Source organism: Halomonas sp. DP8Y7-3, assembly GCF_019801675.1.
Classification (GTDB): domain Bacteria; phylum Pseudomonadota; class Gammaproteobacteria; order Pseudomonadales; family Halomonadaceae; genus Halomonas; species Halomonas litopenaei_A.
Map to the genome: position 1 here is coordinate 318,854 of NZ_JAHVIO010000014.1, position 25,941 is coordinate 344,794.

At 62.7% G+C, this 25,941-nt stretch carries 32 protein-coding genes; 16 read left to right on the forward strand and 16 right to left on the reverse strand.

The window, feature by feature from the left end:
* The first annotated feature begins 80 nt into the window (after positions 1-80).
* Entirely contained in the window at positions 81-1,331 is a 1,251-nt protein-coding gene (locus KUV86_RS15955; RefSeq protein ID WP_222485551.1) for a Do family serine endopeptidase, read from the forward strand.
* A gap of 312 nt (positions 1,332-1,643) precedes the next feature.
* Here the strand turns inward: KUV86_RS15955 and hisD are convergent, their stop codons facing one another.
* The 9 genes from hisD to KUV86_RS16000 form a co-directional block, all read right to left on the reverse strand.
* Positions 1,644-2,957, reverse strand: coding sequence for a histidinol dehydrogenase (hisD, locus tag KUV86_RS15960; protein WP_222485553.1), 1,314 nt, complete (start codon positions 2,955-2,957; stop codon positions 1,644-1,646).
* A gap of 125 nt (positions 2,958-3,082) precedes the next feature.
* Entirely contained in the window at positions 3,083-3,733 is a 651-nt protein-coding gene (hisG, locus tag KUV86_RS15965) for an ATP phosphoribosyltransferase (protein ID WP_206937245.1), read from the reverse strand.
* Between the two features lie 75 nt (positions 3,734-3,808).
* Positions 3,809-5,071: a UDP-N-acetylglucosamine 1-carboxyvinyltransferase gene (gene murA / locus KUV86_RS15970; protein ID WP_206937242.1), complete on the reverse strand. Its 1,263-nt coding sequence runs from the start codon at positions 5,069-5,071 to the stop codon at positions 3,809-3,811.
* A 13-nt stretch (positions 5,072-5,084) separates the two neighbouring features.
* Complete coding sequence (locus tag KUV86_RS15975) at positions 5,085-5,339, reverse strand: BolA family protein (protein ID WP_206937239.1); 255 nt, start codon at positions 5,337-5,339, stop codon at positions 5,085-5,087.
* A gap of 261 nt (positions 5,340-5,600) precedes the next feature.
* Positions 5,601-5,936: a lipid asymmetry maintenance protein MlaB gene (locus KUV86_RS15980; protein WP_222485555.1), complete on the reverse strand. Its 336-nt coding sequence runs from the start codon at positions 5,934-5,936 to the stop codon at positions 5,601-5,603.
* Positions 5,933-6,583: a phospholipid-binding protein MlaC gene (locus KUV86_RS15985; protein ID WP_222162998.1), complete on the reverse strand. Its 651-nt coding sequence runs from the start codon at positions 6,581-6,583 to the stop codon at positions 5,933-5,935. Before KUV86_RS15985 ends, KUV86_RS15980 begins: the two co-directional genes overlap by 4 nt.
* A 33-nt stretch (positions 6,584-6,616) precedes the next feature.
* Positions 6,617-7,081 carry an outer membrane lipid asymmetry maintenance protein MlaD gene (mlaD, locus tag KUV86_RS15990; protein ID WP_206937232.1) on the reverse strand — a complete coding sequence of 155 codons (465 nt, stop codon included), beginning with the start codon at positions 7,079-7,081 and terminating at the stop codon, positions 6,617-6,619.
* Positions 7,082-7,098: 17 nt separating this feature from the next.
* Positions 7,099-7,881: a lipid asymmetry maintenance ABC transporter permease subunit MlaE gene (gene mlaE / locus KUV86_RS15995; RefSeq protein ID WP_206937228.1), complete on the reverse strand. Its 783-nt coding sequence runs from the start codon at positions 7,879-7,881 to the stop codon at positions 7,099-7,101.
* Positions 7,878-8,687 (reverse strand): ABC transporter ATP-binding protein, encoded by an 810-nt coding sequence (locus KUV86_RS16000; protein WP_206937225.1) that lies wholly within the window; start codon positions 8,685-8,687, stop codon positions 7,878-7,880. Before KUV86_RS16000 ends, mlaE begins: the two co-directional genes overlap by 4 nt.
* Before the next feature lie 247 nt (positions 8,688-8,934).
* Here KUV86_RS16000 and KUV86_RS16005 point away from each other — a divergent pair, with 247 nt between their 5' ends.
* From KUV86_RS16005 to bioA, 13 genes are all read left to right on the forward strand, one after another.
* A complete protein-coding gene (locus tag KUV86_RS16005) occupies positions 8,935-9,876 on the forward strand; it encodes a calcium/sodium antiporter (protein WP_206937222.1) in 942 nt (313 codons plus the stop codon).
* Positions 9,877-9,909: 33 nt separating this feature from the next.
* Positions 9,910-10,917, forward strand: coding sequence for a KpsF/GutQ family sugar-phosphate isomerase (locus KUV86_RS16010; protein WP_374107028.1), 1,008 nt, complete (start codon positions 9,910-9,912; stop codon positions 10,915-10,917).
* 84 nt (positions 10,918-11,001) lie between these two features.
* Positions 11,002-11,568 carry a KdsC family phosphatase gene (locus tag KUV86_RS16015; RefSeq protein ID WP_222485557.1) on the forward strand — a complete coding sequence of 189 codons (567 nt, stop codon included), beginning with the start codon at positions 11,002-11,004 and terminating at the stop codon, positions 11,566-11,568.
* On the forward strand, positions 11,565-12,140 hold the full coding sequence (gene lptC, locus KUV86_RS16020; protein ID WP_206937206.1) for an LPS export ABC transporter periplasmic protein LptC: 576 nt from the start codon (positions 11,565-11,567) through the stop codon (positions 12,138-12,140). Before KUV86_RS16015 ends, lptC begins: the two co-directional genes overlap by 4 nt.
* Positions 12,141-12,184: 44 nt before the next feature.
* On the forward strand, positions 12,185-12,715 hold the full coding sequence (gene lptA, locus KUV86_RS16025; protein ID WP_222485559.1) for a lipopolysaccharide transport periplasmic protein LptA: 531 nt from the start codon (positions 12,185-12,187) through the stop codon (positions 12,713-12,715).
* The gene (lptB, locus tag KUV86_RS16030; RefSeq protein ID WP_206937201.1) at positions 12,715-13,440 is read left to right on the forward strand and encodes an LPS export ABC transporter ATP-binding protein; all 726 of its coding nucleotides are present in this window, start codon (positions 12,715-12,717) and stop codon (positions 13,438-13,440) included. Before lptA ends, lptB begins: the two co-directional genes overlap by 1 nt.
* 194 nt (positions 13,441-13,634) lie before the next feature.
* A complete protein-coding gene (locus KUV86_RS16035; protein WP_222162995.1) occupies positions 13,635-15,047 on the forward strand; it encodes an RNA polymerase factor sigma-54 in 1,413 nt (470 codons plus the stop codon).
* Positions 15,048-15,227: 180 nt separating this feature from the next.
* The gene (hpf, locus tag KUV86_RS16040) at positions 15,228-15,536 is read left to right on the forward strand and encodes a ribosome hibernation-promoting factor, HPF/YfiA family (protein WP_206937196.1); all 309 of its coding nucleotides are present in this window, start codon (positions 15,228-15,230) and stop codon (positions 15,534-15,536) included.
* Positions 15,537-15,542: 6 nt separating this feature from the next.
* Positions 15,543-16,025, forward strand: a complete 483-nt coding sequence (ptsN, locus tag KUV86_RS16045) for a PTS IIA-like nitrogen regulatory protein PtsN (protein WP_206937193.1) — start codon at positions 15,543-15,545, stop codon at positions 16,023-16,025.
* 231 nt (positions 16,026-16,256) lie between these two features.
* On the forward strand, positions 16,257-17,138 hold the full coding sequence (gene rapZ, locus KUV86_RS16050) for an RNase adapter RapZ (RefSeq protein ID WP_222162993.1): 882 nt from the start codon (positions 16,257-16,259) through the stop codon (positions 17,136-17,138).
* A gap of 2 nt (positions 17,139-17,140) precedes the next feature.
* Positions 17,141-17,410 (forward strand): HPr family phosphocarrier protein, encoded by a 270-nt coding sequence (locus KUV86_RS16055; protein WP_222163229.1) that lies wholly within the window; start codon positions 17,141-17,143, stop codon positions 17,408-17,410.
* Between the two features lie 63 nt (positions 17,411-17,473).
* Positions 17,474-17,998: a hypothetical protein gene (locus KUV86_RS16060; RefSeq protein WP_206937188.1), complete on the forward strand. Its 525-nt coding sequence runs from the start codon at positions 17,474-17,476 to the stop codon at positions 17,996-17,998.
* Positions 17,999-18,093: 95 nt separating this feature from the next.
* Positions 18,094-19,368: an adenosylmethionine--8-amino-7-oxononanoate transaminase gene (bioA, locus tag KUV86_RS16065; protein WP_222485561.1), complete on the forward strand. Its 1,275-nt coding sequence runs from the start codon at positions 18,094-18,096 to the stop codon at positions 19,366-19,368.
* Positions 19,369-19,395: 27 nt separating this feature from the next.
* On the opposite strand, the gene KUV86_RS16070 is transcribed toward bioA, so the two are convergent.
* Genes KUV86_RS16070 through KUV86_RS16085 form a run of 4 tightly spaced genes read right to left on the reverse strand, consistent with a single transcriptional unit; the run spans position 19,396 to position 22,616 of the window.
* Positions 19,396-20,823, reverse strand: a complete 1,428-nt coding sequence (locus tag KUV86_RS16070) for a 4Fe-4S binding protein (RefSeq protein WP_222485711.1) — start codon at positions 20,821-20,823, stop codon at positions 19,396-19,398.
* Between the two features lie 2 nt (positions 20,824-20,825).
* Positions 20,826-21,665 (reverse strand): FTR1 family protein, encoded by an 840-nt coding sequence (locus KUV86_RS16075; protein ID WP_222485563.1) that lies wholly within the window; start codon positions 21,663-21,665, stop codon positions 20,826-20,828.
* Positions 21,662-22,060, reverse strand: a complete 399-nt coding sequence (locus tag KUV86_RS16080; protein ID WP_224852041.1) for a cupredoxin domain-containing protein — start codon at positions 22,058-22,060, stop codon at positions 21,662-21,664. The genes KUV86_RS16075 and KUV86_RS16080 overlap by 4 nt, the downstream gene beginning before the upstream one ends.
* A 16-nt stretch (positions 22,061-22,076) precedes the next feature.
* Positions 22,077-22,616: an iron transporter gene (locus KUV86_RS16085; protein ID WP_222485565.1), complete on the reverse strand. Its 540-nt coding sequence runs from the start codon at positions 22,614-22,616 to the stop codon at positions 22,077-22,079.
* 201 nt (positions 22,617-22,817) lie between these two features.
* Here KUV86_RS16085 and KUV86_RS16090 point away from each other — a divergent pair, with 201 nt between their 5' ends.
* Both KUV86_RS16090 and KUV86_RS16095 read left to right on the forward strand, forming a co-directional pair.
* Entirely contained in the window at positions 22,818-23,123 is a 306-nt protein-coding gene (locus tag KUV86_RS16090) for a helix-turn-helix domain-containing protein (protein WP_206937177.1), read from the forward strand.
* A gap of 81 nt (positions 23,124-23,204) precedes the next feature.
* Positions 23,205-24,110 carry a cation diffusion facilitator family transporter gene (locus KUV86_RS16095; RefSeq protein ID WP_222162989.1) on the forward strand — a complete coding sequence of 302 codons (906 nt, stop codon included), beginning with the start codon at positions 23,205-23,207 and terminating at the stop codon, positions 24,108-24,110.
* Positions 24,111-24,167: 57 nt separating this feature from the next.
* Here the strand turns inward: KUV86_RS16095 and KUV86_RS16100 are convergent, their stop codons facing one another.
* The 3 genes from KUV86_RS16100 to siaC are packed head-to-tail and all read right to left on the reverse strand — an operon-like array spanning position 24,168 to position 25,932.
* Positions 24,168-24,761: a GNAT family N-acetyltransferase gene (locus tag KUV86_RS16100; RefSeq protein WP_222485567.1), complete on the reverse strand. Its 594-nt coding sequence runs from the start codon at positions 24,759-24,761 to the stop codon at positions 24,168-24,170.
* A complete protein-coding gene (locus KUV86_RS16105) occupies positions 24,758-25,543 on the reverse strand; it encodes a diguanylate cyclase (RefSeq protein WP_222238121.1) in 786 nt (261 codons plus the stop codon). The genes KUV86_RS16100 and KUV86_RS16105 overlap by 4 nt, the downstream gene beginning before the upstream one ends.
* Positions 25,540-25,932 carry a biofilm regulation phosphoprotein SiaC gene (siaC, locus tag KUV86_RS16110; protein WP_261317430.1) on the reverse strand — a complete coding sequence of 131 codons (393 nt, stop codon included), beginning with the start codon at positions 25,930-25,932 and terminating at the stop codon, positions 25,540-25,542. The genes KUV86_RS16105 and siaC overlap by 4 nt, the downstream gene beginning before the upstream one ends.
* Between the last annotated feature and the right edge of the window lie 9 nt (positions 25,933-25,941).

Below are 25,941 nucleotides of genomic sequence, written 5' to 3' on the forward strand. Positions count from 1 at the left end.
CACCTCAGCGATGCTACAATGCCGCACATTGTACGCACCGCCTCGCCAGCCCGCGACCGCCAAACAAGGACCTCCGCCGCATGCGACGCACCCTTTCCCTCTATTTCTGGCCAGTCCTCACCGGCATCCTCCTGGCCATTGTGCTGATCAATGCCTTCCCGGAGAGACTGGGCCGCACGCCCTCCACGCTGACATCGCCGCCGGTACTGACCCCACCCGAACAACCCCTCTCGGTCGAGCCGACGACGTCCCCGCGGCCCGCGCCGGAAGTGCGCGAGGCAGCGCCCCTCAGCCGCGAGGGCGGTCCGGTAAGCTACGCCGAGGCGGTCGAAAAAGCGGCGCCCGCGGTGGTCAATGTGTATTCGTCCCGGGTGGTCGAGCGCGACACACACCCTCTCATGTCGGACCCCTTCTTCCGTCAGTTCTTCGGCAACAATGACGTCCCTTCCCGTCAGCGCATGCTGTCGAGCCTGGGTTCTGGCGTTATCGTCAGCGCCGACGGCTACGTCCTGACCAACCACCACGTCATCAGCGGCGCGGACCAGGTACAGGTGGCCCTGCGCGATGGCCGCGAGACACTGGCCCAGGTCATTGGCACCGACCCGGAAAGCGACCTGGCGGTGCTCAAGATCGATCTCGACGATTTGCCCGTGATCGAGCTGACCGACTCGCGCCAAGTGGCGGTGGGCGATGTTTCATTGGCGATCGGCAATCCCTTTGGAGTAGGCCAGACCGTTACCATGGGCATCATCAGTGCCACAGGACGCAGTCATCTGGGGCTCAATGCCTACGAGGATTTCATTCAGACCGACGCGGCTATCAATCCAGGAAACTCCGGGGGTGCCCTGGTCAATCCTGAAGGAGCACTGGTCGGCATCAACACCGCCATCTTTTCGCGTTCCGGAGGCTCCCAGGGCATCGGCTTCGCTATCCCTGCCAACCTGGCACGCAGCATCCTGGATGAGTTGGTGACCCACGGTCGCGTGATCCGCGGCTGGCTCGGCATCGAGGCCCAGGAGCTCAACCAGGAGCTGGCGACCTCCTTTGGACTGCAGGTTCCCGCTGGGGTCATCATCGCCGGCGTCGTCTCCGACGGCCCTGCCGATCAGGCGGGTCTCAAGCCCGGGGATGTGCTGCTGGAGGTCGACGGACGCGCCGTTATCGACCCCCGGCGGACCATGAGCGATATCGCCGCCGTTGCACCGGGAACCGAACTCAGCGTCAGCGTCGCACGCAAGGGTCAGCGACTGAACGTCACGCTGGAAGTCGGCGAGCGCCCCACACCACAGTCACAGGCCTTGCAGGATGAGGAAACCGCCACCGACAACTGACAGGGGCTTGCCGGCACCCCTCTGTTCTCTGAACCTCCAGTGCGGGCAGTCTCCAGGCCCGTCGTGGAAAGGCCGCCGTGGAAAGGCCGCTGTAGAAAATTCGTTGTGGAGAACCGCGCGGACCGCCCCTGGAACAGCCCCAGCGTCTGCCCAGGGCGCCCTGCCCCCTCCAAAGCGATGACAACAAGACGTTGATAAAAAGCTCTGACCACAACGCCCAGGCAACAACGCCCAAGAACACAAAAGGCCCGGAAATTCCGGGCCTTTTGCGTTCTACCACCAAGCAGAGCAGCGTCCTCCTGGACGCCAGGATCAGCGCTTGATGCGATACTCTGCCGAGCGCGCGTGAGCCGTCAGCGACTCGCCCCGGGCCAGCACCGACGCCGTCTCACCGAGTACTGACGCCCCTTCTGGCGAGCACTGGATCAGAGACGACCGCTTCTGGAAGTCGTAGACCCCTAGCGGCGAGGAGAAGCGGGCCGTGCCGGAGGTAGGCAGCACGTGATTGGGGCCAGCACAGTAATCTCCCAGCGCTTCTGCCGTGTGACGTCCCATGAAGATCGCCCCGGCATGCCGCACCTGGTCGACCATCAGCTCCGGCTTCTCCACCGACAGCTCAAGGTGTTCGGGGGCAATGCGGTTGATCAGCTCAATCGCTTCCGCCTCATCACGACAGGCAATCAGCGCACCGCGGTTGGCCAGAGACGCCCTGGCAATCTCTTCCCGCTCCAGGGTGGGCAGCAAGCGCTGCATGGCCTGCTCTACCTCGGCCAGGTGCTGTTCGTCCCAGCTGACCAGAATCGCCTGTGCAATCTCGTCGTGCTCGGCCTGGGAAAACAGATCCATGGCCAGCCACTCCGGGTCCGTCTTGCCATCCGAGACGATCAGGATTTCCGACGGGCCAGCGATCATGTCGATGCCGACCTGCCCGAACACCGCGCGCTTGGCGGTGGCGACATAGATGTTGCCTGGCCCGACAATCTTGTCGACCCTGGGCACGCTGGCCGTGCCGTAGGCCAGCGCAGCCACCGCCTGGGCGCCACCCAGGGTAAACACCTTGTCGACCCCAGCAAGATGGGCAGCTGCCAGCACCAGGTCATTGACCACGCCATCCGGGGTAGGAACGACCATGACGATTTCGCCCACACCCGCCACCTTGGCAGGCACCGCATTCATCAACACCGATGAGGGATACGCTGCCTTGCCACCAGGCACGTAGACGCCAGCACGATCCAGCGGAGTGACTTTCTGCCCCAGCACGGTGCCATCGGCTTCGGTGTACTGCCACGACTCTGGCTTCTGGCGCTCATGATAGCGGCGGATGCGCTCAGCGGCGGTGGTCAACGCATCTCGCTGAGTGCTCTCCAGGCCGTCGTAGGCCGCCTGCAAGCGGTCCGGCCCGAGCAGCAACTCAGACATGCTCGACACCTCGAGACGATCCAGGCGCCGACTGAGCTCTACCAGCGCCTCATCACCCTGTTCGCGTACCTGGGCGATGATATCGCTGACCGTCTGCTGCACCTGATGGTCGGATACCCCCTCCCACGCCAGCAGCTCGGAAAGCCGCGCTGTGAAATCGCCATCACTGGTCGAAAGTCTTGCCACTATCGGCGCTTGCTGGGCCATCTGGTCATCTCCGCAGTCTTGTCCAACCACCTTCTCTCACCCGCCTTCGTGTCACGCTTTATCACGTCACTTGCCACCGTATCAGCAGGGGCATACCACCTGATCCCGGCGCTCAAGCCCGCCGATCAGCCAGCGGCTTGCCGACGCGCGTCCACCGCATCACTCAGGCGCTTGATCAACGGCTTGATCCGATCATGCTTGATCGTCATCGAGGCCTGGTTCACCACCAAACGGGTGCTGATATGCGCCATCAGCTCCCTGGGCTCCATGCCGTTGGCACGCAGGGTATTGCCGGTATCGACGATATCGACGATTTCGTCGGCAAGGTTCATCAGCGGCGCCAGCTCCATCGCCCCGTAAAGCTTGATCACCTCTGCCTGGATACCCTGCTCGGCATAGTAACGTCGCGCCACATTGACGAATTTCGTCGCCACCCGGCGCCTGGCCCGAGCCGGCTCAGCCCCCTGAATGCCTGCCGTCATCAGCTTGCAGCGCGCAATGTTCAAGTCCAGCGGCTCGTACAACCCCTCCGCACCATGCTCAAGCAGCACATCCTTGCCGGCGACGCCAAGGTCGGCAGCCCCTAGCTGGACATAGGTCGGCACGTCGGTGGCTCGAATCACCACCAGCTTGACGTCCGGCAGGTTGGTGTCGAACAACAGCTTACGGCTCTTGCGCAGGTCTTCCGCCGGACGAATGCCCGCATCGGCCAGCAACGGCAGGGTCTCGTCGAGGATGCGCCCCTTGGAGAGCGCCACTATCAATTGCTTACTCATGATCTCGCCCGGTTGTCGGGATGGATGTCGAGGTGGCGTGTCGCGCGTGGGGCGGGGACGCCCCCGCCAACGCATTTAACCTGGAACGCGCTTGATGCGTGCACCCAGAAGATGCAACTTTTCCTCGATGCACTCATAGCCGCGGTCGATGTGGTAGATCCGGTCCACCAGGGTCTCACCTTCTGCCATCATCGCAGCGATGACCAACGACGCCGAGGCGCGCAGGTCGGTGGCCATTACCGGGGCGCCAGACAGACGTTCGACGCCGGTGATCACCGCGGTATTTCCCTCAAGGGCGATGTTCGCGCCCATGCGGTTCAGTTCCTGTACGTGCATGAAGCGATTTTCAAAGATCGTCTCCACCACCCGCGAGGAACCCTCTGCGACGGCATTCATGGCCACGAACTGGGCCTGCATGTCGGTGGGAAAGGCCGGGTAAGGCGCGGTGCGGATATTGACGGCTCGCGGTCGCCGCCCCTGCATGTCCAGCTCGATCCAGTCGTCCCCGGTGGTGATCTTGGCACCGGCTTCTTCAAGCTTGGCCAGCACCGCCTCGAGGATGTCCGCACGGGTACGCCGGACCCTGACGCGACCTCGGCTCAACGCCGCTGCCACCAGGAAGGTTCCGGTCTCGATACGGTCAGGCATCACATCATGATGCGCCCCGTGCAAGCGCTCGACACCTTCGATCACGATGGTGTCGGTTCCATGACCACGGATACGCGCACCCATCTTGATCAAGCACTCGGCAAGATCCACCACCTCGGGTTCCTTGGCGGCGTTCTCCAGAATGGTGGTACCTTCGGCCAGCGTCGCCGCCATCAACAGGTTCTCGGTGCCGGTGACGGTGACCACATCGAAAAAGATGGTGGCACCCTTCAGCCGTCCATCACTGCTGGCGCGAATGTAGCCGCCCTCGACCCGAATGTCGGCACCCATGGCTTCCAGGCCACGAATATGCAGATCCACCGGACGCGAGCCGATCGCACAGCCACCTGGCAGCGACACATCCGCCTTGCCGAAGTGGGCCAGTAGCGGACCCAGCACCAGAATCGATGCACGCATCTTCTTGACCAGCTCATAGGGCGCATGACAATCGCTGACCTGAGCCCCATTGAGCTGAATACACATCTTCTCGCCCATCACGGCCTGCACGCCCATATGGCCAAGCAGCTCGAGCGTGGTCGTGATGTCCTGAAGATGAGGAAGATTGCCGATGGTTACCGGCTCTTCGGAAAGCAAGGTGGCACACAGAATCGGCAGAGCCGCGTTCTTGGCACCGCTGGCCCAGACATCGCCCTCGGCGGGTCCGTTGCCGGTAATGATCAATTTGTCCATGCGGGCGCTACCATCAGGCTCCAGTGTTCTCAGCGGCCGATTGCCACTGGGAAGGGGTAAACGTCTTGATACTGACGGCGTGAAGGGCACCAGAGGCAATTTCCTCTGACAATGCGCCGTAGATAACCTGCTGACGCTTGACCGGCGTCAGTCCGGCGAAGCGTTCGCCCACGGCGATGACCTGAAAGTTGCAGCCTTCACCTTGGATATGAAATTCGCAGCCGTCGACTCGGCTCTCGAGCAGCGCTTTAACGTCGCTGGGTTGCATGCCCCTGCTCCTTCAACTGGCGTAAGACACGGTGCGCCGACGAGGGTGCGCCGCGCCCGAAAAAACACAAAGGGCATATGGTAAAGAAAAGCGACGCGCTTGGCGATGACGTAAACACTTTCCCCAGGCTCGGTACGTGCCGCCCGCGGTCAAGCCGGCTACGGCACGACGGGGCCTGTCGCTGATGACTCCCGAAAGCAGCGCGCCCCCGAATACGCATCGCATTCGGGGGCGCGGCATGCACGATAGTGACGACAGCGGTCAGGCGCGTGCGCAGGTCGATGGCAACAGATCGTCGAGTCCCGCAAGCTCCGTCAACTGCCATAGCGGAGGCGACAGCTTGATGCTGTTCAACGACAGTCCTGCGCGACGCATGGTTCGCGCCCATTCGAGCATCATCGTCAGCGCGGCGCTGGACACGTGCTCGACCTCACTGAGGTCGAGACACACAGGGGAGCCCGGCGTCCGCTCTTCGAGCCACTCACGCCCTGCTTCCGCCATTTCGGCAGCGCCTTCGAAGTTGACCTTGCCGCAGACCCTCAGGGTGCCTTCGTCCTCAAGCAACCGGGCCGACGCCACTTCGATCAATACGCTCACGCACCACGCTCCAGCTCGTCGACACCCACGTCGGGGCTCCAGTTGTTGATGACTGCGTCGTAGTCGCGGTTGTACTGGCGCATCGCCTGGTCAAACTGATTGCGGAATGTCAGGCCCAGGTTGATGCCATTGACGATCACATTGACCACCTGCCACTTGCCGTTGGACTGACGCAGCGTATAGCTGACCGGGTAAACCGTGCCATCTGTCGCCACCACCTCCATGTCGACGCTGGCCTGATCCTCGTAGCGAGCCGCCGACTGGTTGTCGAGCACCCGAATGGAGTCATACTCGAACGTCACCAGGCCCTTGGCATAAGTATCCAGCAGCGTCTGCTTGAAGACGTCGACGAAGCGAGAGCGCTGCTGCGGGGTGGCGTTGTTGAAGTACCTCCCCATCACGCTGGCGCCGATGTAGCGAAAGTCGGCAACACCGCGCAGGCTATCGTCCACCACCTGCTTGAGCTCCTGAGGGTGCTCCATGTAATACGACTCACGGCCATCGATCTTGCCCATCAAGCCATCGATGCTGTCGCGAATCATTTGCTCGGGAGATTGCTGGGCCAGAGCGGGCAAGCTGACCAGCACCATCATCAGCGCTACCATCCAGCGCCGCAGCTGAACCATGGCGTGCAGAGAACGGGTCATTGAAGCCTCCTTGTCAGTCCGGAAACTGCCGGATCAGTCTTTCGTCAGGTTGGACACGAATTGCTGTATGAGTTCCTCTAGCACCAGCGCGGACTGAGTGTCTCGCACGACACCGCCGTCCTCGATCATCTCCGGCGATCCGCCGACGGACAAACCGATGTACTGCTCGCCCAGCAGGCCGGACGTCAAGATGGCGGCCGTGCTGTCGTCCGGCAGCATGCCGGAAAGTTCGTTATCGAGAGACATCACGACTTCGGCGTCATACCACTCGGTATTCAGGTCAATGCTCTCGACCCGACCCACGGTAACGCCCGCCATGGTCACCCGCGCCCGCGGCTTGAGACCGCCGATGTTGGCGAAGTTGGCACGTAGCTCGAAGGTGTCGTCGGCGCGCTGCAGGTCGAGCCCGCTGACCTTGAGCCCCAGGAACACCAGGCCCAATATGCCGGCCAGCATGAACAGGCCAACACTCAATTCCATTGTCTTGCTGCGCTTCATGGGCAGTCTCCGAAAAATCAGGAAAGCCCGCCGAACATCACGGCGGTCAACACGAAATCCAAGCCCAGTACGGCCAGGGAGGAATACACTACGGTCCGGGTGGTCGCCCGCGAGATACCTTCGGAGGTCGGGATCAGGTCGTAACCCTGAAACACGGCGATCCAGGTCACGACCAAGGCAAACATCAGGCTCTTGACGATGCCGTTGCCAATGTCGTTGAAGAACCCGACGCTGGCCTGCATGTTGCCCCAATAGGAGCCCTCGAACACCCCCAGCCACTCGACGCCGACAAGATAACCGCCATAAATGCCCACTACGCTGAAACCGATGGTCAACAGCGGCAGCGAGACAAAGCCAGCCCACAGTCTGGGCGCCACGATTCTACGCAGCGGATCGACGCCGATCATTTCCATGCTGGTCAGCTGCTCAGTGGCTTTCATCAGGCCGATCTCGGCGGTCAACGCTGACCCCGCGCGTCCCGCAAACAGCAGTGCCGCCACCACCGGCGCCAGCTCGCGAAGCAAGGCCAGGGACACCATCTGCCCCAGCGCATCCGCCGCGCCAAAGTCGACCAGAATGGTGTAACCCTGAAGCGCCAGCACCATGCCGATAAACAGGCCAGATACCAGAATGATCGCCAGCGACAGCACACCGACCATGTAGACCTGGGCAATCCACAGACTGATGCCCCCCATGGTGGGACGGCCAAACATCGATTGCGCTAGAAATAGCCCTGCCCGGCCCACTGCCTCGAGCAGGTCACAGCCACGCCGCCCAAGGCGACTGATCCGCTCGATCATGCTTCCTCCTGCCCCAGAATATCGTCATAGAAATCATTGGCCGGGTAATGGAACGGGACAGGGCCATCCGGCTCGCCATGTACAAACTGGCTGACGCGGGGGTCCTGCTCGACGTCCAGAGAAGCGGGCGTACCGTGGGCCATGACTCTTCCGTCCGCTACCACATAGACATAATCGGCAATGGACAAGGTCTCCTTGATATCATGGGAGACCACCACCGAGGTCAAGCCCAGCGCCTGGTTGAGACGACGAATAAGCTGAACTAGCACACCCATCGAGATCGGATCCTGACCGACGAATGGCTCGTCATACAGAATCAGCTCAGGGTCGAGGGCCACCGCACGCGCCAGCGCCACTCGCCGCGTCATCCCGCCAGACAGCTCCGAAGGCATCAGATCGCGAGCACCACGCAGCCCGACCGCTTCGAGCTTCATCAGCACCACATCGCGCACCATGCTCTCCGGAAGATCCGTATGCACGCGCAGGGGAAACGCCACGTTCTCGAACACGCTAAGGTCGGAGAACAGCGCACCGCTCTGGAACAGCATGCCCATGCGTCGCCGCATCTGGAACAGATCCTTGCGCGACAGTCGGTGCACATCGTGCCCGTCGATCAGCACCCTGCCGGCGCTCGGCGCCAGCTGCCCGCCGATCAACTTCAGCAGAGTGGTCTTGCCGGTACCACTGGGGCCCATGATGGCCGTGATCTTGCCGCGGGGAATGGAGAGATCCACGCCACGAAAGATATCTCTATCGCCGCGCGTGAAATGCAGGTTCTCCACCTCCACCAAGGAGGAAGCCGTCATCGCAGTCCCCAAACAATGATGGTCGCCATGAAACAAACGCCGCTGCCTCGCTCGCTGCAAAACGCAGACGGGCTCCGCCACGACCATGGAACCAGGAAACATGATAGAGCGCGTTGCCATGCGCTCGGTTTTCGAACATCGTATCTTAACTGAAACATGCCACGCCAGTGCAGCGGCTGCGCGCTTGCGCGCAGGATGTTGGCAGGGTTCAATGGGCGCCCTCGATATTCACCATCAGGTTGTCCGCATGTTGTTACCGCTCGTCGCTGTCGCTCTTGGTCTTGTTGGCCTGCTATGGAGCGCCGATCGCTTCGTTGGCGCGGCCGCTGCAACCGCGTATCGCGCCGGCATGAGCATCATGCTGGTCGGCATGACCATCGTCTCCATCGGCACCTCCGCCCCGGAGATCGTCGTGTCGGTGATGGCATCACTGGATGGCACGCCTGACCTTGCTACCGGCAATGCACTCGGCTCCAACATCGCCAACATCGCGCTGGTACTGGGCGTGACCGCCCTGGTCGTGCCGATTCCGGTGCGTTTCAGCATCGTTCGTCGCGAACTGCCACTACTGCTGGGCGCGACCGGACTGGCCGGCTATGCCCTGGCCGATGGCCAGCTGAACAGCGTCGACGCGGCCCTGCTGCTGGCCCTGCTGGTGTTCAGCATCTGGTGGCTGTTTCGCGCAGACGAAGGGCAACAGGACGTCGCCGGCGAGATCCCCGGCATGGCGCTGGGCAAGGCCCTTGTCTGGCTGGTCGTGACCCTGGCGGTGATGATCGCCAGCTCCCGCGGGCTGGTCTGGGGCGCAACCGAGCTGGCACGCTCCTTCGGGGTGAGCGAGCTGGTCATTGGCCTGACCGTCGTCGCTATCGGCACCAGCCTGCCCGAGCTTGCCGCCTGTGTTGCCAGCGCCCTGAAGCGTCACCACGACCTCGCCATCGGCAATGTCATCGGCTCCAACCTGTTCAACATGCTGGCCGTGCTGCCCGTACCTGGCTTGCTGGCACCGGGGGCCACCGACCCTGACGCCGCGGGGCGCGACTTTCCGGTCATGCTCGGCCTGACGCTGGCGCTGGCGGCCATCCTGCTGTGGCAGCGCCGCGGGCGCGTCGGACGCATCGTCGGCGCGCTGCTGGCAGCCAGCTACGCCTTCTATCTGTTCTGGCTGGGTACCTCCCTGACAGCCTGACCCTTGTGACAACGGTGGTAAACGGCAACAATCATGGCCATGACCAAATTTCCCGACGGGGCGTCGCCCTCGACACCCATCAATGTTCGCGCTATCGCCCGACGCACGCTGGAACTGGAGCGCGACGCGGTCGATGCGTTGATTCAGCGCCTCGATGAGGCCTTTGAGCGCGCCTGCACGCTGATCCTGGCCTGCCAAGGACGGGTGGTGGTGACAGGCATGGGCAAATCCGGCCACATCGGCGGCAAGATTGCCGCCACTCTGGCCAGCACCGGCACCCCGGCGTTCTTTGTTCATCCCGGTGAAGCCAGCCATGGCGACCTTGGCATGATCACCCCAGGTGACGTGGTCCTGGCGCTGTCCAATTCCGGCGAGACTGCCGAAGTTACCGCCTTGCTGCCTCTATTGAAGCGTATGGGCATTCCGCTGATCAGCATGACCGGCAGGCCCGGGTCGACCCTGGCGCGCCACGCCGAGGCCCATCTGGATGCCGGCGTCGAACGCGAGGCCTGCCCGCTCGACCTCGCCCCCACGTCCTCTACCACGGCCGCGCTTGCCCTGGGTGACGCCCTGGCCGTCGCACTGCTTGAATCCCGCGGCTTTACCGCGGAAGACTTCGCGCTGTCCCACCCCGGTGGCAGCCTGGGCAAACGCCTGCTGCTGACGGTGGCAGACCTGATGCATACCGGCGACAGACTTCCCGTCGTGGCGACTGGCTCACCGCTCAGAGATGCTCTGCTCGAGATCACTCGCCAGGGCCTCGGTTTCACCTGCGTAGTGGCCGATGACGGTACCCTGGCGGGCGTCTATACCGATGGCGACCTGCGCCGAACCCTTGACCGCCACCAGGATTTCAGCACCCTGAGCGTGGACGATGTCATGACCAGTCCCGGACGGCGCATCCGTCCCGACACCCTGGCGGCGGAAGCCGTCAAGCTGATGGAAGACAGTCGCATCACCGCTCTGGCGGTGGTGGATGACCAGCAGCGCCCGGTTGGCGCGCTACACATGCATGACCTGCTGGCAGCAGGTGTCATTTGACGCCTGGCCTGACGGCACTCCGGGCGCTACCGCCGGGCAGCTGCCGTCACACCTTCTGCCCACTCAACATCAAGGATCGCCATGATGGCCCACGACCCACTTGCCTCACTCTCCCCTGACCTGGTGCAACGACTTGGCCGCGTGAAGCTGCTGGCGCTGGATGTGGACGGCGTGCTGACCGATGGGCAGCTTATCTTTCATGCCGACGGTACGGAACTGAAGGCCTTCAACACCCTTGATGGCCACGGTATCAAACTGGCCAGGCGCGCGGGAATCGACGTCGCTCTGATCACCGGGCGTAGCTCACCCATGGTCTCCCAGCGCGCCAAGGCGCTGGGCATCCAGCACGTCCAGCAAGGTGTCGAACGCAAGCTGCCGGCGCTGGAATCGCTGTGCGCCGAGCTGTCGCTGTCACTGGAAGAGGTGGCCTATTGCGGAGACGACCTGCCCGACCTGCCGTGCATTGACCGCTGTGGCGTGGGCATCAGCGTGCCAGGCGCCCCGTTCTACATTCGCGAACGCGCCCGCTGGGTCACCGAGCGCGGCGGCGGTCATGGCGCAGTGCGCGACATCACGGATACCTTGCTGGCTGCCCAGGGCCGCCTCGACGGCGTGGTGGACAGCTATCTGAAGGACGGACCCCTGATATGACATGGCGCTCACTGCGGCCCGGCTTCCGTTTCTGGCTGGTCATCCTGCTGCTCGTGCTGGGCGGCGGTCTGGCCCTGCTCGACCCGCGGGACGGCACTGTGCCTGACCTGATCACCGACGATCAGGCCGGCGAGCCGGACTACTACCTGATCGATGCCACCCTGACGCGCTTCGACACCGAGGGTGCGCCCCATCAGCGCATCACGACCCCGCGTCTGGTGCACACCCCGCTGGATGACATCACCCGCGTCGACCAACCTGACATGGAGCTTGTCGATGACAGCGGCCGCCTGTGGATCGCCACTGCCACCGACGGCGAACTTGGCCCGGACGGCAACCCTCTGACACTGACCGGAGATGCCCACCTCGAGGCCCCTGCCGAGCGCTGGCAGCTGGATACCGAGGTGCTGGTCTATGACAGCGATTCAGGCCACGCCTGGAGTGAGACGCCTGCGGTATTGCGTCAGCCCCCCCAGGAAATGCGAGGCGAGCGCTTCGATGCCTGGATCCATGACAATACCGCCCGTCTGACCGACAATGTCACCGGCTATCATCCGCCAGAGCCTCAATAAGCCAGAGCCGCTCTCAGCCCGAGCTCTAACAAGGAGTCACTTCCATGATGCGTTCCCGTCCCGCGCTACTGCTCGCCCTGGCCCTGGGCCTGACGAGCGTCGCCACCAGCACCGTCACCCTGGCGCTGGAAAGCGACCGCAGCGCCCCCATTCAGGTAGAGGCCGACCAGCTGGACCTGGATGACCGCGCAGGCACAGCGGTGTATACCGGCGATGTGCGTATTCAACAGGGCAGCATGCTCCTGACCGGTGAGCGTGTGGAAATTCAGCGCAACGACCAGGGTCAGCTGTCCCGCGCCACGGCGACTGGCTCCCGCGCCTACCTGGAGCAGCAGCCTTCGCCGGAAGAGCCGGTGGTCAAGGGCTGGGGCAAGAAGGTGGTCTACCATGTTGCCGAGCGCCGCATGGAACTCATCGACCAGGCGGAATTGCACAAGGCCAATGACACCTTCGACGGCGCCTACCTGGAGTACTTTCTGGATCGCCGCGTTGTCCAGGCTCGCTCCAGCGCACAGGGTGTCGACGGCCAGCAGCGCATTCGCATGACCCTCGAGCCGGAAAGCCAAGGAAACTGATGAAGACTCTCCACGCTCGCCATCTGGCCAAGAGCTACAAGAAGCGCCGCGTCGTCCAGGACATCAGCCTGTCCATCGAACAGGGCAGCATTGTGGGCCTGCTGGGCCCCAACGGCGCAGGCAAGACCACCTCCTTCTACATGATCGTCGGACTGGTCAGGGCGGATGCTGGCACCATCAGCATCGACGATGACGACCTGAGCCGCGCGGCCATGCACCAGCGGGCACTGGCGGGTATTGGCTACCTGCCCCAGGAAGCCTCCATCTTCCGCAAGCTGTCCGTAGCCGACAACATCATGGCGATCCTCGAGACCCGCAAGGACCTCGACCGGGAAGGTCGCCAGGCGCGCCTTGAGCAACTGCTCGAAGACTTCCATGTCAGCCACATTCGCGACAACCCGGGCATGAGCCTGTCCGGCGGGGAAAGACGCCGGGTCGAGATCGCCCGAGCCCTGGCCACAGAACCCGCCTTCATTCTGCTCGACGAACCCTTTGCCGGGGTGGATCCGATCTCCGTCGGCGAGATCAAGTCGATCATTCGCCAGCTCAAGGCTCGTGACATCGGCGTCTTGATCACCGACCACAACGTGCGCGAGACGCTGGACATCTGTGACCGCGCCTACATTGTCGGCGACGGCCAGATCATCGCCGAAGGCAGTGCCGAGTCGATCCTTGCCAACCAGCGCGTCAAGGAAGTCTATCTCGGCGAAAACTTTCGCCTTTAACCACTATATTAGCGCTGCCGGGCCGCTATGTAGGCAGGGTCTTCATGGCGCCCGCTCGACCTTGCACTGACGCGCATGCGGGGCACAGCAAGCCCTGCGCGCCACCCCCTGCCCACAAGTTGGCAAGAAGCTTGCATGGTACCTGACCCGCCGTTAGGGTAAGGCTTTTCAGCTCCACGAACGGAAGTCACATCATGGCCCTCAAGGCGTCACTGCAGCTGAAGATCGGCACCCAGCTGACCATGACCCCTCAGCTGCAACAGGCTATTGGCCTGCTCCAGCTTTCCACGCTGGACCTGCGCCAGGAAGTCCAGCAGGCGCTCGAGGCCAACCCGATGCTCGAGCTGGAGGATGAATTCGGCGAGCTGCAGGTCAAGGACAGCAAGGACGACGACTGGGCCGACGAGATCCCCTCCGAGCTAACGGTCGACAGCGACTGGTCCGATACCTATCAGGACCTTGGCACCGCCCCGGCCGGCAGCGCCGAGGCGCCAGACTTCGAGCGCCAGGCCAGCGGGCAATCCCTGCATGGCCACCTTAGCTGGCAGCTGGCCCTGCTGGACCTCAATGATAATGACAGGCGCATCGCAGAGTGCCTGATTGACGCGGTCAACGGCGATGGCTACCTGGTGGGACACCTTGACGATATCGCCCAGGGCCTGGCCGATGACGACGCTGCTGCCCCGCCCCTGCAGGACGTGGCGTCGGTGCTGGCCAGGCTGCAGCAATTCGAACCTACCGGTGTATTTGCCCGAGATTTGCGCGAATGCCTGCAGCTGCAACTGGACAGCCTGCCCCGTGACACCCCCCTTCTGCCCCAGGCGGGAAGACTGGTACGCCAGTTTCTCGAGGCACTGGCCAGCGGTGATCGTCGTCTGCTGAAGCGCCGCCTGAGCCTGACCGAAGAGCAGCTGGATGATGTCATCGAACTGATCCGTGGCCTCGACCCTAGGCCTGGCAGCCAGTACGGCGACAGCGACAACGACTATGTCATTCCCGATCTGGTGGTCCGCCACACCGAAGAAGGCTGGCGCGTCGAGCTGAACCCTGAGGCGATGCCACGCCTGCGCATTCAACCCGACTATGCGGCCTTGATCCGACGGGCCGACAAGAGCCAGGACAACCAGTTTCTGAAGGACCATCTGCAGGAGGCGCGCTGGCTGATCAAGAGCCTGGCAAGCCGCAACGACACCCTGTTGAGGGTCGGACGCGAAATCATGGAGCGGCAGCTCGACTTCCTCGAGCAGGGTGAAGCCGCCATGAAACCACTGGTGTTGGCAGACATTGCGGCCAAGGTCGAGATGCACGAATCGACCATCTCCCGGGTGACGACCCAGAAATTCGTGCATACGCCACGGGGAGTGTTCGAGCTCAAGTATTTCTTTTCCAGCCAGGTGGGTCAGGATGGGGATGCCCATTCCAGCACTGCCATACGCGCCATGATCAAGTCGCTGATCCAGCAGGAGCCGCCTCGCAAACCGCTGTCTGACAGCAAATTGGTGGAGCTGCTCGCCGAAGACGGTGTCAACGTCGCCCGACGCACCGTCGCCAAGTATCGAGAAGCGATGAATATTCCCTCTTCAAGCGAGCGCAAGCGCCTGCGCTGAGCCCGGTCAGATGGCTCGAGACAGGCGGCGAGCAGAGCGCGTAGCGCAGTTACATGAAAAGCGCAAGCGCTTGAAATATCGCACGACATCTGCGTCTTAATGCGTAGAAGCAGGGGGGTTTGCAGGATCGGAAAAAGGGTTACAATCGAGCAACCACCCGCAAGAGCAAGGAGCCTTGTCATGCAAGTCAACATTACCGGCCACCACGTCGAATTGACCGATCCCCTGCGTGACTACGTACAAGAGAAGCTCGCCCGTGTGGAGCGCCACTACGACAACATCACCAATGTGCAGGTCACCCTCTCGGTGGAGAAGGAGCGCCAACAGGCTGCCTGTACGCTTCACGCTGCCGGTGCAGACCTGCATGCAGAAGCCCAGGACGGCGACATGTACGCCGCCATCGACGCCCTTGCCGACAAGCTGGACCGCCAGCTCGTCAAGCACAAGGAAAAATCCCAAGCCCGCGCCCAAGGCGCCGGAATTCGCTGACCTCTCATGACATTGGATGCCATTCTCCCCCCCGAGCGCACGCTATTTGACGTCCCGGGGGGCAGCAAGAAGAGGGTGCTGGAATTTTTCAGCACCTTCATTGCGCAGAACACACCAAGCCTGGATAGCCAGGAAGTCTTCAGTCGCCTGATCGGCCGCGAACGTCTGGGTAGCACCGGCATCGGCAATGGCGTGGCCATTCCGCATGCTCGCAACCCTCACTGCAAGGCCCCTATCTCTGGCTTTCTCAAGCTGGCAGAGCCGATTGATTTCGACGCCATCGACGGCGAACCGGTGGACCTGGTCTTTGTCTTGCTGGTGCCTGAAGAAGCGGATGATGCTCACCTAGCCTTGCTGGGCCAGGTGGCCGGGGTCATGAATGACGCCGATACCCGACATCGTCTGCGCCACGCGACGTCCCAGCGCGAGCTGCACGAGCGCTTGCAGGAAGCGATTCGCCAGCAAGCCCCCGGCGACGCCACGAGCTGACGGCACGCAGCGAAAGCGCCTTGATCCTATGTCTTGATGGCGCACGCCTTGCCTGGCGCCTTGAAGAATGGCGCCTCGCTGATGGGGATCTCGCTGATTAACCTCTAGCTGATTGCCATTTAGCTGATTACCATCTAGCCAGATAGCACGCTCTGATCGAGCGTGATCTGGCCGTCACCGCGCGGTTGACACCAACTGCCCTCTTATCGCCCCCTGCCAAGGAGACAGGACATGCAGCTCGTGATCATCAGTGGTCGCTCTGGCTCGGGAAAGTCCGTGGCGCTTCAGGCTCTCGAAGACCTGGGCTTCTATGCCATCGACAACTTGCCAGCGACGCTGCTGGGGTCACTGGTCGAAGAGCTGGAGAATGGACATTCACAGCGCATTGCCGTCAGTGTCGATGCGCGCAATCTGCCCGAGGCGCTGGAGCGTTTTCCCGCGCAGCTGACGGCGCTGAAGCAAGGTCCCATCGACTGCCAGGTCGTCTATCTCACCAGCGACGCGCGGATTCTGCTGGAACGCTACTCCCATACTCGACGCCGTCACCCGCTGACCCGCAATACCGACATGACCCTGGCCGAGGCCATCGAGTCCGAGCAGAAGGCGTTGTCTGGCATTCGCGACCTGGCAGATCTGATCATCGACAGCTCCCGCCTGTCCGTACACGAGCTGCGTTCACGCATCGCCGAGCAGGTGGCCGATCATCGCAGCGGCCAGCTGAGCCTGACCATCGAGTCCTTTGGCTTCAAGCGTGGCGTGCCCCCCGACGCCGATATCGTGTTCGATGCACGCTGCCTGCCTAACCCCTACTGGGAGCCATCGCTGCGGGATGCCAACGGCTGCGATCAAAGCGTGATCGCCTTCCTTGAGCACTATCAAGACGTCGCCGACATGAAGCGCGACATCCTGACCTGGGTGCGCAACTGGCTGCCACGCTATCAGGCCAGCCAGCGCAGTTATCTGACGGTGGCCGTGGGCTGCACCGGGGGGCAGCATCGCTCGGTCTATCTGGCCGAGAGCATCGCCGCGGCGCTGGTCGACGACCACCCGAGAATACGCCTGCGCCACCGCGAGCTTGGCCAGCAACGTCGTCTGGACAGCGGGGCACAATGAGCGTGGCCAGACGCGAGCTGACCCTTACCAATCGCCGCGGGCTGCACGCTCGGGCGGCCACTCGCCTGGTCACCTGCTGTCAGGCGTTCGACGCCTCCGTGACCGTGCACCACGGTCAGCGCTGTGGGGATGCCGCCAACATCATGTCCCTGCTGATGCTGGCGGCCCCCTGCGGCACCGTGCTGACCCTGGAAGCAGAAGGTCCCGACGCCGATGCGGTGCTCGACGCCCTTGAGGCCTTGTTCGTCGCACGCTTCGACGAAGACGCCTGAGGCCCTCGGCCACTGCGCTGACCCTGCCCTACCCTTCGATTTCGCCTCGCTTCAAAGGACATCATGCAGCTTATCCAGACTGGCAAGTACACCGAGGTCCACTACGACCCGGATCAGGATGCCTTTATCAAGACCTTCACACCCAAGGCGAGCGATCGCTGGCGCTACCGCCTGGGCATTCGCCGCTACCCGGGACACAACTTTCGCTACGTAGCCCGTCGCCTGGAGCGCCTGGGAATCGACACGCCCACCATTCTTGACGCTCAGCGCTACCGTCTGGTCACCGCCAACGTCCATGGTGTGGCGCTGAAACAGCTAGTACTCGATGATCCCGCCTTGCAGGAGCGCTACCTGGACATCCTGGAAGCGCTGTATCGTGACCGCATTCACTGTCGAGGCCTGCATACCGACAACTTCCTGGTGGTCGACGGTACGATCATCGCCATCGACCTGGATGCCTACAAGGCCCCGCGCGTCTTCACCTATCCACGCCGGGAGTTCATCGACTGCCTCAGCCGGTCCCTCAAGAACGAAGAGTCCTTTCTGTTCGAGCGTTTCCTCAAGCGCGTCGACGCCCAGCATCCCTGAATGGCCTGACGGAGCCTACCCGGCTGGTGGGAGCCGTGGGAGCAATGGTAAACTCGCCGAAATATTTTTGGTTTACTAAACCCTCAGGAGCCGAGATGCCCTCTCCCGTCTGGCACCCCTACGCCCACCTCAAGACACAAGCCGCCGCACCCAGGGTGGTCGGCGGGCGCGGCACCCGCTTCACCCTGGACACCGGCGAATCTCTGCTCGACGCGACCTGCTCATGGTGGTGCATGATTCATGGCTACGGCCATCCGCGCCTGGTCGACGCCATCAAGCAACAGGCCGACACACTGTGCCATGTCATGCTGGGCGGGCTGACCCACGATCCCGCCGATCAGCTGGCGCGGGAGCTGGTGCGACTCACACCCGACGGACTCGAGCACGTGTTCTTCTCCGATAGCGGTTCCGTCGGCATGGAAGTCGCCATGAAGATGGCCGTCCAGTACCACCATCTGCGTGGCCATTCGGGCAAGCGCCGGATGCTGTCGTTGATGAAGGCCTACCACGGTGACACCGCCGGCTGCATGGCAGTGTGCGACCCGGAGGAAGGCATGCACTCGCTGTTTGCCGGCTACCTGCCCGAACACCACTTCGCGCCAGCACCCAAGGCGCCTTACGGCGCCACTGCGCAACAGGTCGAGGCGGATCTGGCGGCGCTACGCAGCGTGCTAGAGCAGCACCACCACGAGATAGCCGCCCTGCTGATGGAACCCCTGCTGCAGGCGGCGGGTGGTCTCAACATGACGTCACCGCACTATCTGCGCGGCGCACGAGCGCTGTGTGACGAGTTTGATGTCCTGCTGGTGTTCGATGAAGTCGCCACCGGCTTTGGCCGCACCGGCAAGATGTTCGCCGCCGACCATGCCGATATCACGCCCGACATCATGGTGCTGTCCAAAGGCTTGACCGGCGGCTACCTGGGCCATGCCGCCACCCTGGCCACCACCCGCGTCCATAACACCTTCATCGGTGACAGCCAGCTGCATGCCTTCATGCATGGCCCCACCTTCATGGGCAACCCGCTGGCCTGTCGGGTGGCCCTGGAGAGCCTGCGAGTGTTCGAGGAGGAGGACTACCTGGGCAAGATCTCGCACCTCAATGCCATCCTGACCCGCGAGCTTGCCGGCGACGACAGTCTGCGCCAGCATCCTGCTGTCGCTGACGTGCGCGTGCTGGGAGCTACCGGAGTCATCGAAGTGTACGATGCCTCCTCTCTTGCCCATGCGGCTGACATCGCCCGCTCACGCGGAGTGTGGCTGCGCTCCTTCGGCCGATGGCTTTATACCATGCCCGCCTACATCACCTCCGACGAGGAGATGCGCCAGATCATCGACGCCATGAAGGCGCCCTTTCTGGATGCCGCCTAGCCCTGTCGCACTCCAGCGATACCGTCATCACCAGCCCCAGAACAGCAACCACCAGGCGCCCACCACGGGCGCCTGGGCCAGCACCATCAGCCCCATGGCCAGGCCACGCCGCATGCCTGATACGTAACGCCCGAGCAGGCCCCAGCTCAAGCAAGCGCTGACCACCACCACAAGCATCAACAACAACGCTCTCACATCATCGGCCCACAGCAGCTGCCAGCCTTCCCCACGCAGCAGCGTCAGGGTGGTCATCGACAGCCCCAGAAACACACCTCCGCCGGCCAGAGGAATCAGCGCATAGGACAGGTGCCACAGGCGCCGCCAGGACCACCTGCCCAGCAGCAGATTGGCCAACCCCAGCAGCGCGCTTGTCCAGCCTCCCAGGGTCAGCGCCGTCACGCCGATATAGCCCAACAGCAGAGCGCCATCGAGCAGGCTGAACACATCGTGTTGCTCAGGGTAGTGGGTCAGCAGCCACCAGGGTGCCGTGGCATCCAGCAGCCAGCCCGCACCATGACCGTAGAGCCACACCGCGCTCGATTGCTTGGCCGCCACGAACCAGGGACTCGCAGACCAGTGGAAGGCACCCACCGCCACACCCAGCAGCCCAAACACCACCAGCAGGTACTCCCACACGGTGGCTGGCCGCTGAGGAGGGGGAGCGATCACCTCAGCCCCGGGGGCACGCAGCTCTAGATGAATCGCGCTCTTGTAGCCGGTGCAGCGTGAGCACAGATGGCAATCACTGGCGCTGTCCAGCTGCTTGAGTGGAAGCAGCACGGGACAGTCTGGAGCCGGTTGGCGAGCGACCTCGCCCCTGCGCCGTCTTTGGCCATAGCGGTGCCAGCTGGCTGGCTCGGTGCGAACGTGCAGCGGCGAGAGTTTGGCAAGCAGTGCGAAGACGCCGCTGACGGGACACAGATGACGACACCAGACACGCTTGCCCTTGCCGTAGACCACCCCCACCAGGGCGGCGGCTACGGTTGAGCCTCCCAGCACCAGCAGTGCCGCCTTCGGGTACTGATAGACACTGATCAATTGGCCATACACGGTGGTCATGACAAAACCCACCAAGGGCCAGCCTCCCCAGTGCATCCAGCGCGGTATCGCACGACCCAGACCCACGCGACTGGCCGCCTCCGATATCGCCCCTTCAGGACACAGCAGGCCACACCACAGCCGCCCCGCAACGACCATGCTGACCATCACGAAGGGCCACCAGATACCCCAGAAAACGAATTCGGCGAACACGGTAAGGTGTCCCAGGATGCGGGACTGGTAGTCGGGCAGCGGCAACAGGGGGGGTATCAGCAGCAACACTGCATAGAACAGCACGACGCTCCATTGCAGCCCCAGCACCGCTCGACGATGATCGGCCAGCCAATGTCCTAGCTGATCCAGGCGCGAGCGCTCATCGTCGCCGCGCTTGACTGATGCGGACAGACAGCGACGCATGCTCACGATGCCACCCGATCTCTGCTCTGCCTACGCAGGGGAACCTGCAGGTACATGATGACCAGCCACCAATACGCGATGTAGCCCAACACCAGGGTGGAGGGCGGCCAAGCCCGATAGCCAGCGATGGAGGCTAACATCCCCCCTACTCCCTGACCGTCGTCCAGCCACTGACTGGTATCCCAGAGCGGATCCATGCCAGCGGGCAACCAGCCCAGATTGATCAACCCTTCCAGCGCCGACACCCAAAGACCGGCCGCCACCAGCAGCAACAATGCTTCGCTGATCACAAAATAGAGGCGCCAGGCAAAGCGCCGGGACGTCCATTGCAATGCCCAGAAACATAGCGCTGCCATCACCAGCCCCAGGCCGGCGGACAGGACAAAGTCCCAGCGCGTGCCCTGATGCCATTGCGCGACACCGATGCCATAGAGAAATACCAGTGTCTCGGCGCCCTCCCGGGCGACCGCCAGCGCCGCCAGGCTGGCGATACCCCACTGACGGACCGGTGCCAGGCAGCGCTGGGCGTCGCGCTCAAGTACCCCCTTGAGCGTCGCGCCATGACGCCGCATCCACGCCGCCATATGCACGATCAGAAGCGCCGCCACGGCCGACATGATCACCTGAAACAGCGTTTGGGCGTCTCCGCTCAGCACGTCGCCGACGCCCATCAAGGCCGCGCCTAACGAGATGGCCAGCGCGATGCCCAGCATGGCTCCCGCCCACAGCCACCTCAGGGCATCACGGCGCTCGGCGCGAACCAGCCAGGTGTAGAGGACACCCAGCACCAGAATGGCTTCCATGCTTTCACGAAACACCACCACGAAGGCCGCTCCATTCATGGTGCAGCCTGCTCATCTGGGGCAACCGCGATGATTTCACCCTGCGCCTCGGGCAGGTGGAATTCATCGAAATACTCGTAGCGACCAGGCTTGAGCGGATGAATGACCACAAAGGAGTGGACGCCAGGGCCCATCACCTTTTCCTGGCGCAAGCGACGACTTTCGAACTCGACCGGGGTGGCCCCGCTGTTGTGCAACTCCAGCTTGAACCGCTCCCCTGCCCTGACCAGCAACGGGGTAGGCTCGAGACGCCCGTCATCAAGCGTCAATCGATAGCTGGGCAGGCCCTCGGCCAGGCCCTCTCCCGCAACGGCCCACAGCGACATCAGCGACAGGGCCACCAACGGCCCTCTGACGAGGGCTTCCCCCAACGGTGAACGACGTAACAACAGCATGATGTGAGTTCCCTTCTCAGTATCCGCCCTTCTTGCCGACGCCGGCATAGACGAAGTCATACTCGACGTCGAAGGGCGCATACCAGGGCGCGACCCCGGTCTCCTTGTCCACGTGCCGCATCAACTCCGGGGCTTCCACGTGAAAGGTCAGGTGATAGGCTCCCGCGCCATCAAGTGCCACATTGCTGCCATAATGAGTGCCGTCACTGGCAATCATCGGCATCAGTGATCCCTCCATCACGCTGTCGCTACCTTCCTTCTGCAGGCGATAATCGATGTGCAGAAAAGGGATCCATGCCCCGGGAGCAAAGCCATTAGCGTTATCTTCCAGGGCGTGAATATCCGCTTCGAGGTGAATATCGGCATCCCCGGCAACCCGCGCACCGGCCGGCTCCATGACGACTGGCTGCAGATACACCGCCGCCACCTCCATGCCGTTGATCAGGGCTGGCTCTCCGATGGGATACTCGAGCGCTGAGGCGGACGAACAGACGGCAGCGAAAGCGACAGCCGCGACGAGGGAACAGGCTCGGGCAGGAAGCGCAAGTGGGGACATGACGAACCTCAAGGCGTAGATGACAGGGATGGCTCGCCTCGGGACCTTCATTTACGAATGATTATCCCTTGGCGCCGTGCCACTGTACGTCGGGCCCTGTCGTCAACTACTGACGTGCGTCAAACTAGACGTGACGACTTGCACCACACCTACGATTGGGTAACGCTTACTCACCTTTAAGTGATATCAGGCAGACACTCCATGGCGACTCTGAGCAAGACCCGCACCAGCTTCTACCGTCGGCTATATGTCGCCCACCTCATCGCCAGCGGCGTCGATACGGTTCCCGCCATCACGACAGCGACCGGCATGCCACGTCGCACCGCTCAGGACACCCTGTCCGCACTGGAAGAGCTGGACATCGAATGCCACTTCGAGCATGAACAAGGCAAACCCCACAATATCGGCCATTACCGCATCGTCGACTGGGGCCCCATCGACGCGACCTGGCTGGCCTCACACGCCGAGCGGCTGCGCCAGACGCTCGGCTACCCGGCAATGAGCTGACCCACCCCACTCTGTAGCCGGCGTCATCCTGGCACTCCTCTTACGTTCTTGACCCAGTCTTACTTGACGGTACTTCACATCATGGATGCCAGACTTGAGCAGCGGGCGCTGACCCTCTCGATCATCACGACCCTCGGTGTGGCCCTGCTTGGGGTCATCTTTGGCCTTCTGGCCGGCTCACAAGCGATCTTGTTCGACGGGGTCTTCTCGACCATCGACGCCGCCATGTCGACCTTGGCCCTGGCGGTGTCACGGCTGGTCATGCGTGAAGCGACACAGCGCTTCCAGCATGGCTTCTGGCACTTTGAGCCCATGGTCGCTGCGCTGAATGGCGCGATTCTGCTGCTACTTTGTTTTTATGCGTTTCTCAACGCCCTACGCGAGCTGCTCAGCGGGGGACACGCCCTGGCCTTCGGCGCGGCGACGCTTTACGCCGTGGCGGTACTGGTCATCTGCAGCACCATGGCCATCTACCTGAAGAGGATCAATCGCCGGGCGAGATCGGAATTTCTGCGTATTGATCAAAAGAACTGGCTGATGGCGGCACTGATTACCGGGGCGCTGCTGGTCGCCTTCGTAATCGCGTTGTTGCTGGAGGGCAGCGCGCTGGACCACTGGACGCCCTACGTCGACTCCGCATTACTTGTGGTGCTGACCCTGGTCTTCATCCCGGTGCCGATCGGTATCATCCGTCGTGCCGCCAAGGACATTTTCCTGATGGCACCCAGCGCGATCGATCGTGAAGTCCACGCCGCCATGGCCGAGGTCATGCAGCGAGAAGGGCTTAGCCACTACTACAGCCATGTGGCGAAGAGTGGCCGAGGCCACCGCATTGAAATCCATATTGTCACCGCGCCCCACTTTGCTAGCGGGCGCGGTATGGTCGAGATGGACGAGATTCGCGAGGATATCTCGCGCCGACTCAGCATTCCGCCGGAGCGACGCTGGTTTATCGTGGCCTTTACCGCTGAGGAGCGCTGGGCATAGCGCTTCATCATACTCTGAGCCAGCGTGAAAGCTGGGTGGCATGCCCATACCACCCTCCTACCTCGCCAGGGTAAGACCCTCGGGGATCCTATCGACGGCCAGCATGGCGTAGACCACGTGGCAAAGGGGGCGGCCTCGAACCCATTCGCAGTCACGCAAGACACCTTCTTGCCTGAACCCGAGTCGCTCGGGGATGGCACGGCTGCGGCTGTTATATTCGGCACAGCGTATTTCGAGGCGATGCAGCGCCAGTTCATTGAAGCCGTAGGCCACCAACGCAGACACACTCGCTGCCATGCGCCCGGCGCCTTGCCTGTCGTGCCGCAGCCAGTACCCCATCGACGCCCAGCGGTGACCTTCGACAATCCGATTGAAGCCGACCACCCCGATCAGTTCGCTGCCGCCACCTTCAGTGCCTTCCATCAGGGCGAAATGACGGGCGATGCCCAGTCGTCGCTCGGCCATGGCTGCAGTGACAAAGACCTCACAATCCGCGGGGGATACGGTCGTATCCACCCAGGGCAGCCATGGGCCAAGCGAGTCACGGCTGTGTTCCACCGCCTGCCAGATACCGTCACCGTGGACCGCCGCCAGCGGCTCTAGCCACAGCTGGCTGGAGACGGGCAGAGATGCCAGCGACGGACGGCTCATGGTGCCGCCTGCCAGCGGTCGCGACCGCTGCGCTTTGCCTCCAGCAGCGCCTGATCCGCGCGGTTCATGGTCTGCTCGTAGGTTTCGTCACCCCGGTGCTCGGCGGCACCGATACTCACCGTCACGGTCAGATCGCTGCCCTCGATCAGGCGGGTTTCCTTGAGGTTGCCGCGCAGCCGCTCAAACAGAGGTTCTGCCGCCCACAAGGAAGCACCAGGCAGGGCCAGCAGAAACTCCTCCCCGCCCCAGCGACCGACAATGTCGCCGCCGCGCAGGGTGTCGCTCAGCACCCGCGCCACCGTCAGCAGGGCCTGGTCCCCCACATCATGGCCGTGGTCATCATTGAAACGTTTGAAATGATCGATATCGACCATGGCCAAGGTGAACGGCCTCTGCTGACGCCGATTGGCCGCCATCAACCGTCGCAGCTCAGTATGCAGACCACGACGATTGGGAATCTTGGTCAGTGGGTCCAGCATCACCTCACTTTCCAGGGTCTGGTTACGCTCGAACAGTAGCTCCTGATAGCCATCGGCGATGCGCGACAGCTTGCGCTGGCGCCGCTGCTGGCGCTCGAGCCGCCGCTCGGCGGTGGTAAGATCCGACTTCACACCCCGCTGAAAGCCATCTGAGATAGCGGCCATACGCTCCAGCCGCTCGAGCTGATCGGTGTGCCGCAGGTACAGCGCCTCAAGCGGCGCGCGCAGAGGGTTTTCTGCGTACTCCGGTGACGCCAGCATTTCCTCGATGTCGCGAAGCAGCTGACGATCCCTTTCCGTCATGGAGTCACTTCCTCGATCGGGGTGATCGCGAACGGAAAACTGCAATCTTCCTTGAACTCTTCGGCAAGTTCGGCGATGCGTTCATTTCGCACATCGTAGCGCCAGTCGACGCTGCACTCGGTGCCCTCCTGATGCGCTTCTTCCATCAGGTCAAAGATATCCATCATGGCCTTGACCGAACTGGTGTTGAGATACACCAGGTCGAGCTGCACGCACAGCGGTTTATCGCCGGAACGCAGGTAGGCATCCACCCAGCTCAAGACGCTGCTGTAGAGCTCGAAGGTGTTTTCCGGATACGAGTCGCCGCGCATCGTCAGGCGCCCGGCTTCCCAGTCAGAGCGGATGTCTGGTGTCGACTGGGTTCCGTCAATCGCGAGGTCGTTAATCATGGTGATGAC

Bases quoted from the DNA above. Each gene is read 5' to 3' on its own strand.
- mlaD (WP_206937232.1), bottom strand. From the start codon at position 7,081: ATGAAGCGCAGCAAGACAATGGAATTGAGTGTTGGCCTGTTCATGCTG.
- KUV86_RS16095 (WP_222162989.1), top strand. From the start codon at position 23,205: ATGGATGCCAGACTTGAGCAGCGGGCGCTGACCCTCTCGATCATCACG.
- KUV86_RS16090 (WP_206937177.1), top strand. From the start codon at position 22,818: ATGGCGACTCTGAGCAAGACCCGCACCAGCTTCTACCGTCGGCTATAT.
- ptsN (WP_206937193.1), top strand. From the start codon at position 15,543: ATGACATTGGATGCCATTCTCCCCCCCGAGCGCACGCTATTTGACGTC.
- KUV86_RS16075 (WP_222485563.1), bottom strand. From the start codon at position 21,665: ATGAATGGAGCGGCCTTCGTGGTGGTGTTTCGTGAAAGCATGGAAGCC.
- KUV86_RS16105 (WP_222238121.1), bottom strand. From the start codon at position 25,543: ATGACGGAAAGGGATCGTCAGCTGCTTCGCGACATCGAGGAAATGCTG.
- bioA (WP_222485561.1), top strand. From the start codon at position 18,094: ATGCCCTCTCCCGTCTGGCACCCCTACGCCCACCTCAAGACACAAGCC.
- hpf (WP_206937196.1), top strand. From the start codon at position 15,228: ATGCAAGTCAACATTACCGGCCACCACGTCGAATTGACCGATCCCCTG.
- hisD (WP_222485553.1), bottom strand. From the start codon at position 2,957: ATGGCCCAGCAAGCGCCGATAGTGGCAAGACTTTCGACCAGTGATGGC.
- KUV86_RS16010 (WP_374107028.1), top strand. From the start codon at position 9,910: ATGGCCATGACCAAATTTCCCGACGGGGCGTCGCCCTCGACACCCATC.
- mlaE (WP_206937228.1), bottom strand. From the start codon at position 7,881: ATGATCGAGCGGATCAGTCGCCTTGGGCGGCGTGGCTGTGACCTGCTC.
- hisG (WP_206937245.1), bottom strand. From the start codon at position 3,733: ATGAGTAAGCAATTGATAGTGGCGCTCTCCAAGGGGCGCATCCTCGAC.
- KUV86_RS16080 (WP_224852041.1), bottom strand. From the start codon at position 22,060: ATGCTGTTGTTACGTCGTTCACCGTTGGGGGAAGCCCTCGTCAGAGGG.
- lptC (WP_206937206.1), top strand. From the start codon at position 11,565: ATGACATGGCGCTCACTGCGGCCCGGCTTCCGTTTCTGGCTGGTCATC.
- KUV86_RS16070 (WP_222485711.1), bottom strand. From the start codon at position 20,823: ATGCGTCGCTGTCTGTCCGCATCAGTCAAGCGCGGCGACGATGAGCGC.
- KUV86_RS16100 (WP_222485567.1), bottom strand. From the start codon at position 24,761: ATGAGCCGTCCGTCGCTGGCATCTCTGCCCGTCTCCAGCCAGCTGTGG.
- murA (WP_206937242.1), bottom strand. From the start codon at position 5,071: ATGGACAAATTGATCATTACCGGCAACGGACCCGCCGAGGGCGATGTC.
- KUV86_RS16085 (WP_222485565.1), bottom strand. From the start codon at position 22,616: ATGTCCCCACTTGCGCTTCCTGCCCGAGCCTGTTCCCTCGTCGCGGCT.
- lptB (WP_206937201.1), top strand. From the start codon at position 12,715: ATGAAGACTCTCCACGCTCGCCATCTGGCCAAGAGCTACAAGAAGCGC.
- KUV86_RS16035 (WP_222162995.1), top strand. From the start codon at position 13,635: ATGGCCCTCAAGGCGTCACTGCAGCTGAAGATCGGCACCCAGCTGACC.
- KUV86_RS16000 (WP_206937225.1), bottom strand. From the start codon at position 8,687: ATGACGGCTTCCTCCTTGGTGGAGGTGGAGAACCTGCATTTCACGCGC.
- rapZ (WP_222162993.1), top strand. From the start codon at position 16,257: ATGCAGCTCGTGATCATCAGTGGTCGCTCTGGCTCGGGAAAGTCCGTG.
- lptA (WP_222485559.1), top strand. From the start codon at position 12,185: ATGATGCGTTCCCGTCCCGCGCTACTGCTCGCCCTGGCCCTGGGCCTG.
- KUV86_RS16060 (WP_206937188.1), top strand. From the start codon at position 17,474: ATGCAGCTTATCCAGACTGGCAAGTACACCGAGGTCCACTACGACCCG.
- KUV86_RS15975 (WP_206937239.1), bottom strand. From the start codon at position 5,339: ATGCAACCCAGCGACGTTAAAGCGCTGCTCGAGAGCCGAGTCGACGGC.
- KUV86_RS16005 (WP_206937222.1), top strand. From the start codon at position 8,935: ATGTTGTTACCGCTCGTCGCTGTCGCTCTTGGTCTTGTTGGCCTGCTA.
- KUV86_RS15985 (WP_222162998.1), bottom strand. From the start codon at position 6,583: ATGACCCGTTCTCTGCACGCCATGGTTCAGCTGCGGCGCTGGATGGTA.
- siaC (WP_261317430.1), bottom strand. From the start codon at position 25,932: ATGATTAACGACCTCGCGATTGACGGAACCCAGTCGACACCAGACATC.
- KUV86_RS16015 (WP_222485557.1), top strand. From the start codon at position 11,002: ATGGCCCACGACCCACTTGCCTCACTCTCCCCTGACCTGGTGCAACGA.
- KUV86_RS15955 (WP_222485551.1), top strand. From the start codon at position 81: ATGCGACGCACCCTTTCCCTCTATTTCTGGCCAGTCCTCACCGGCATC.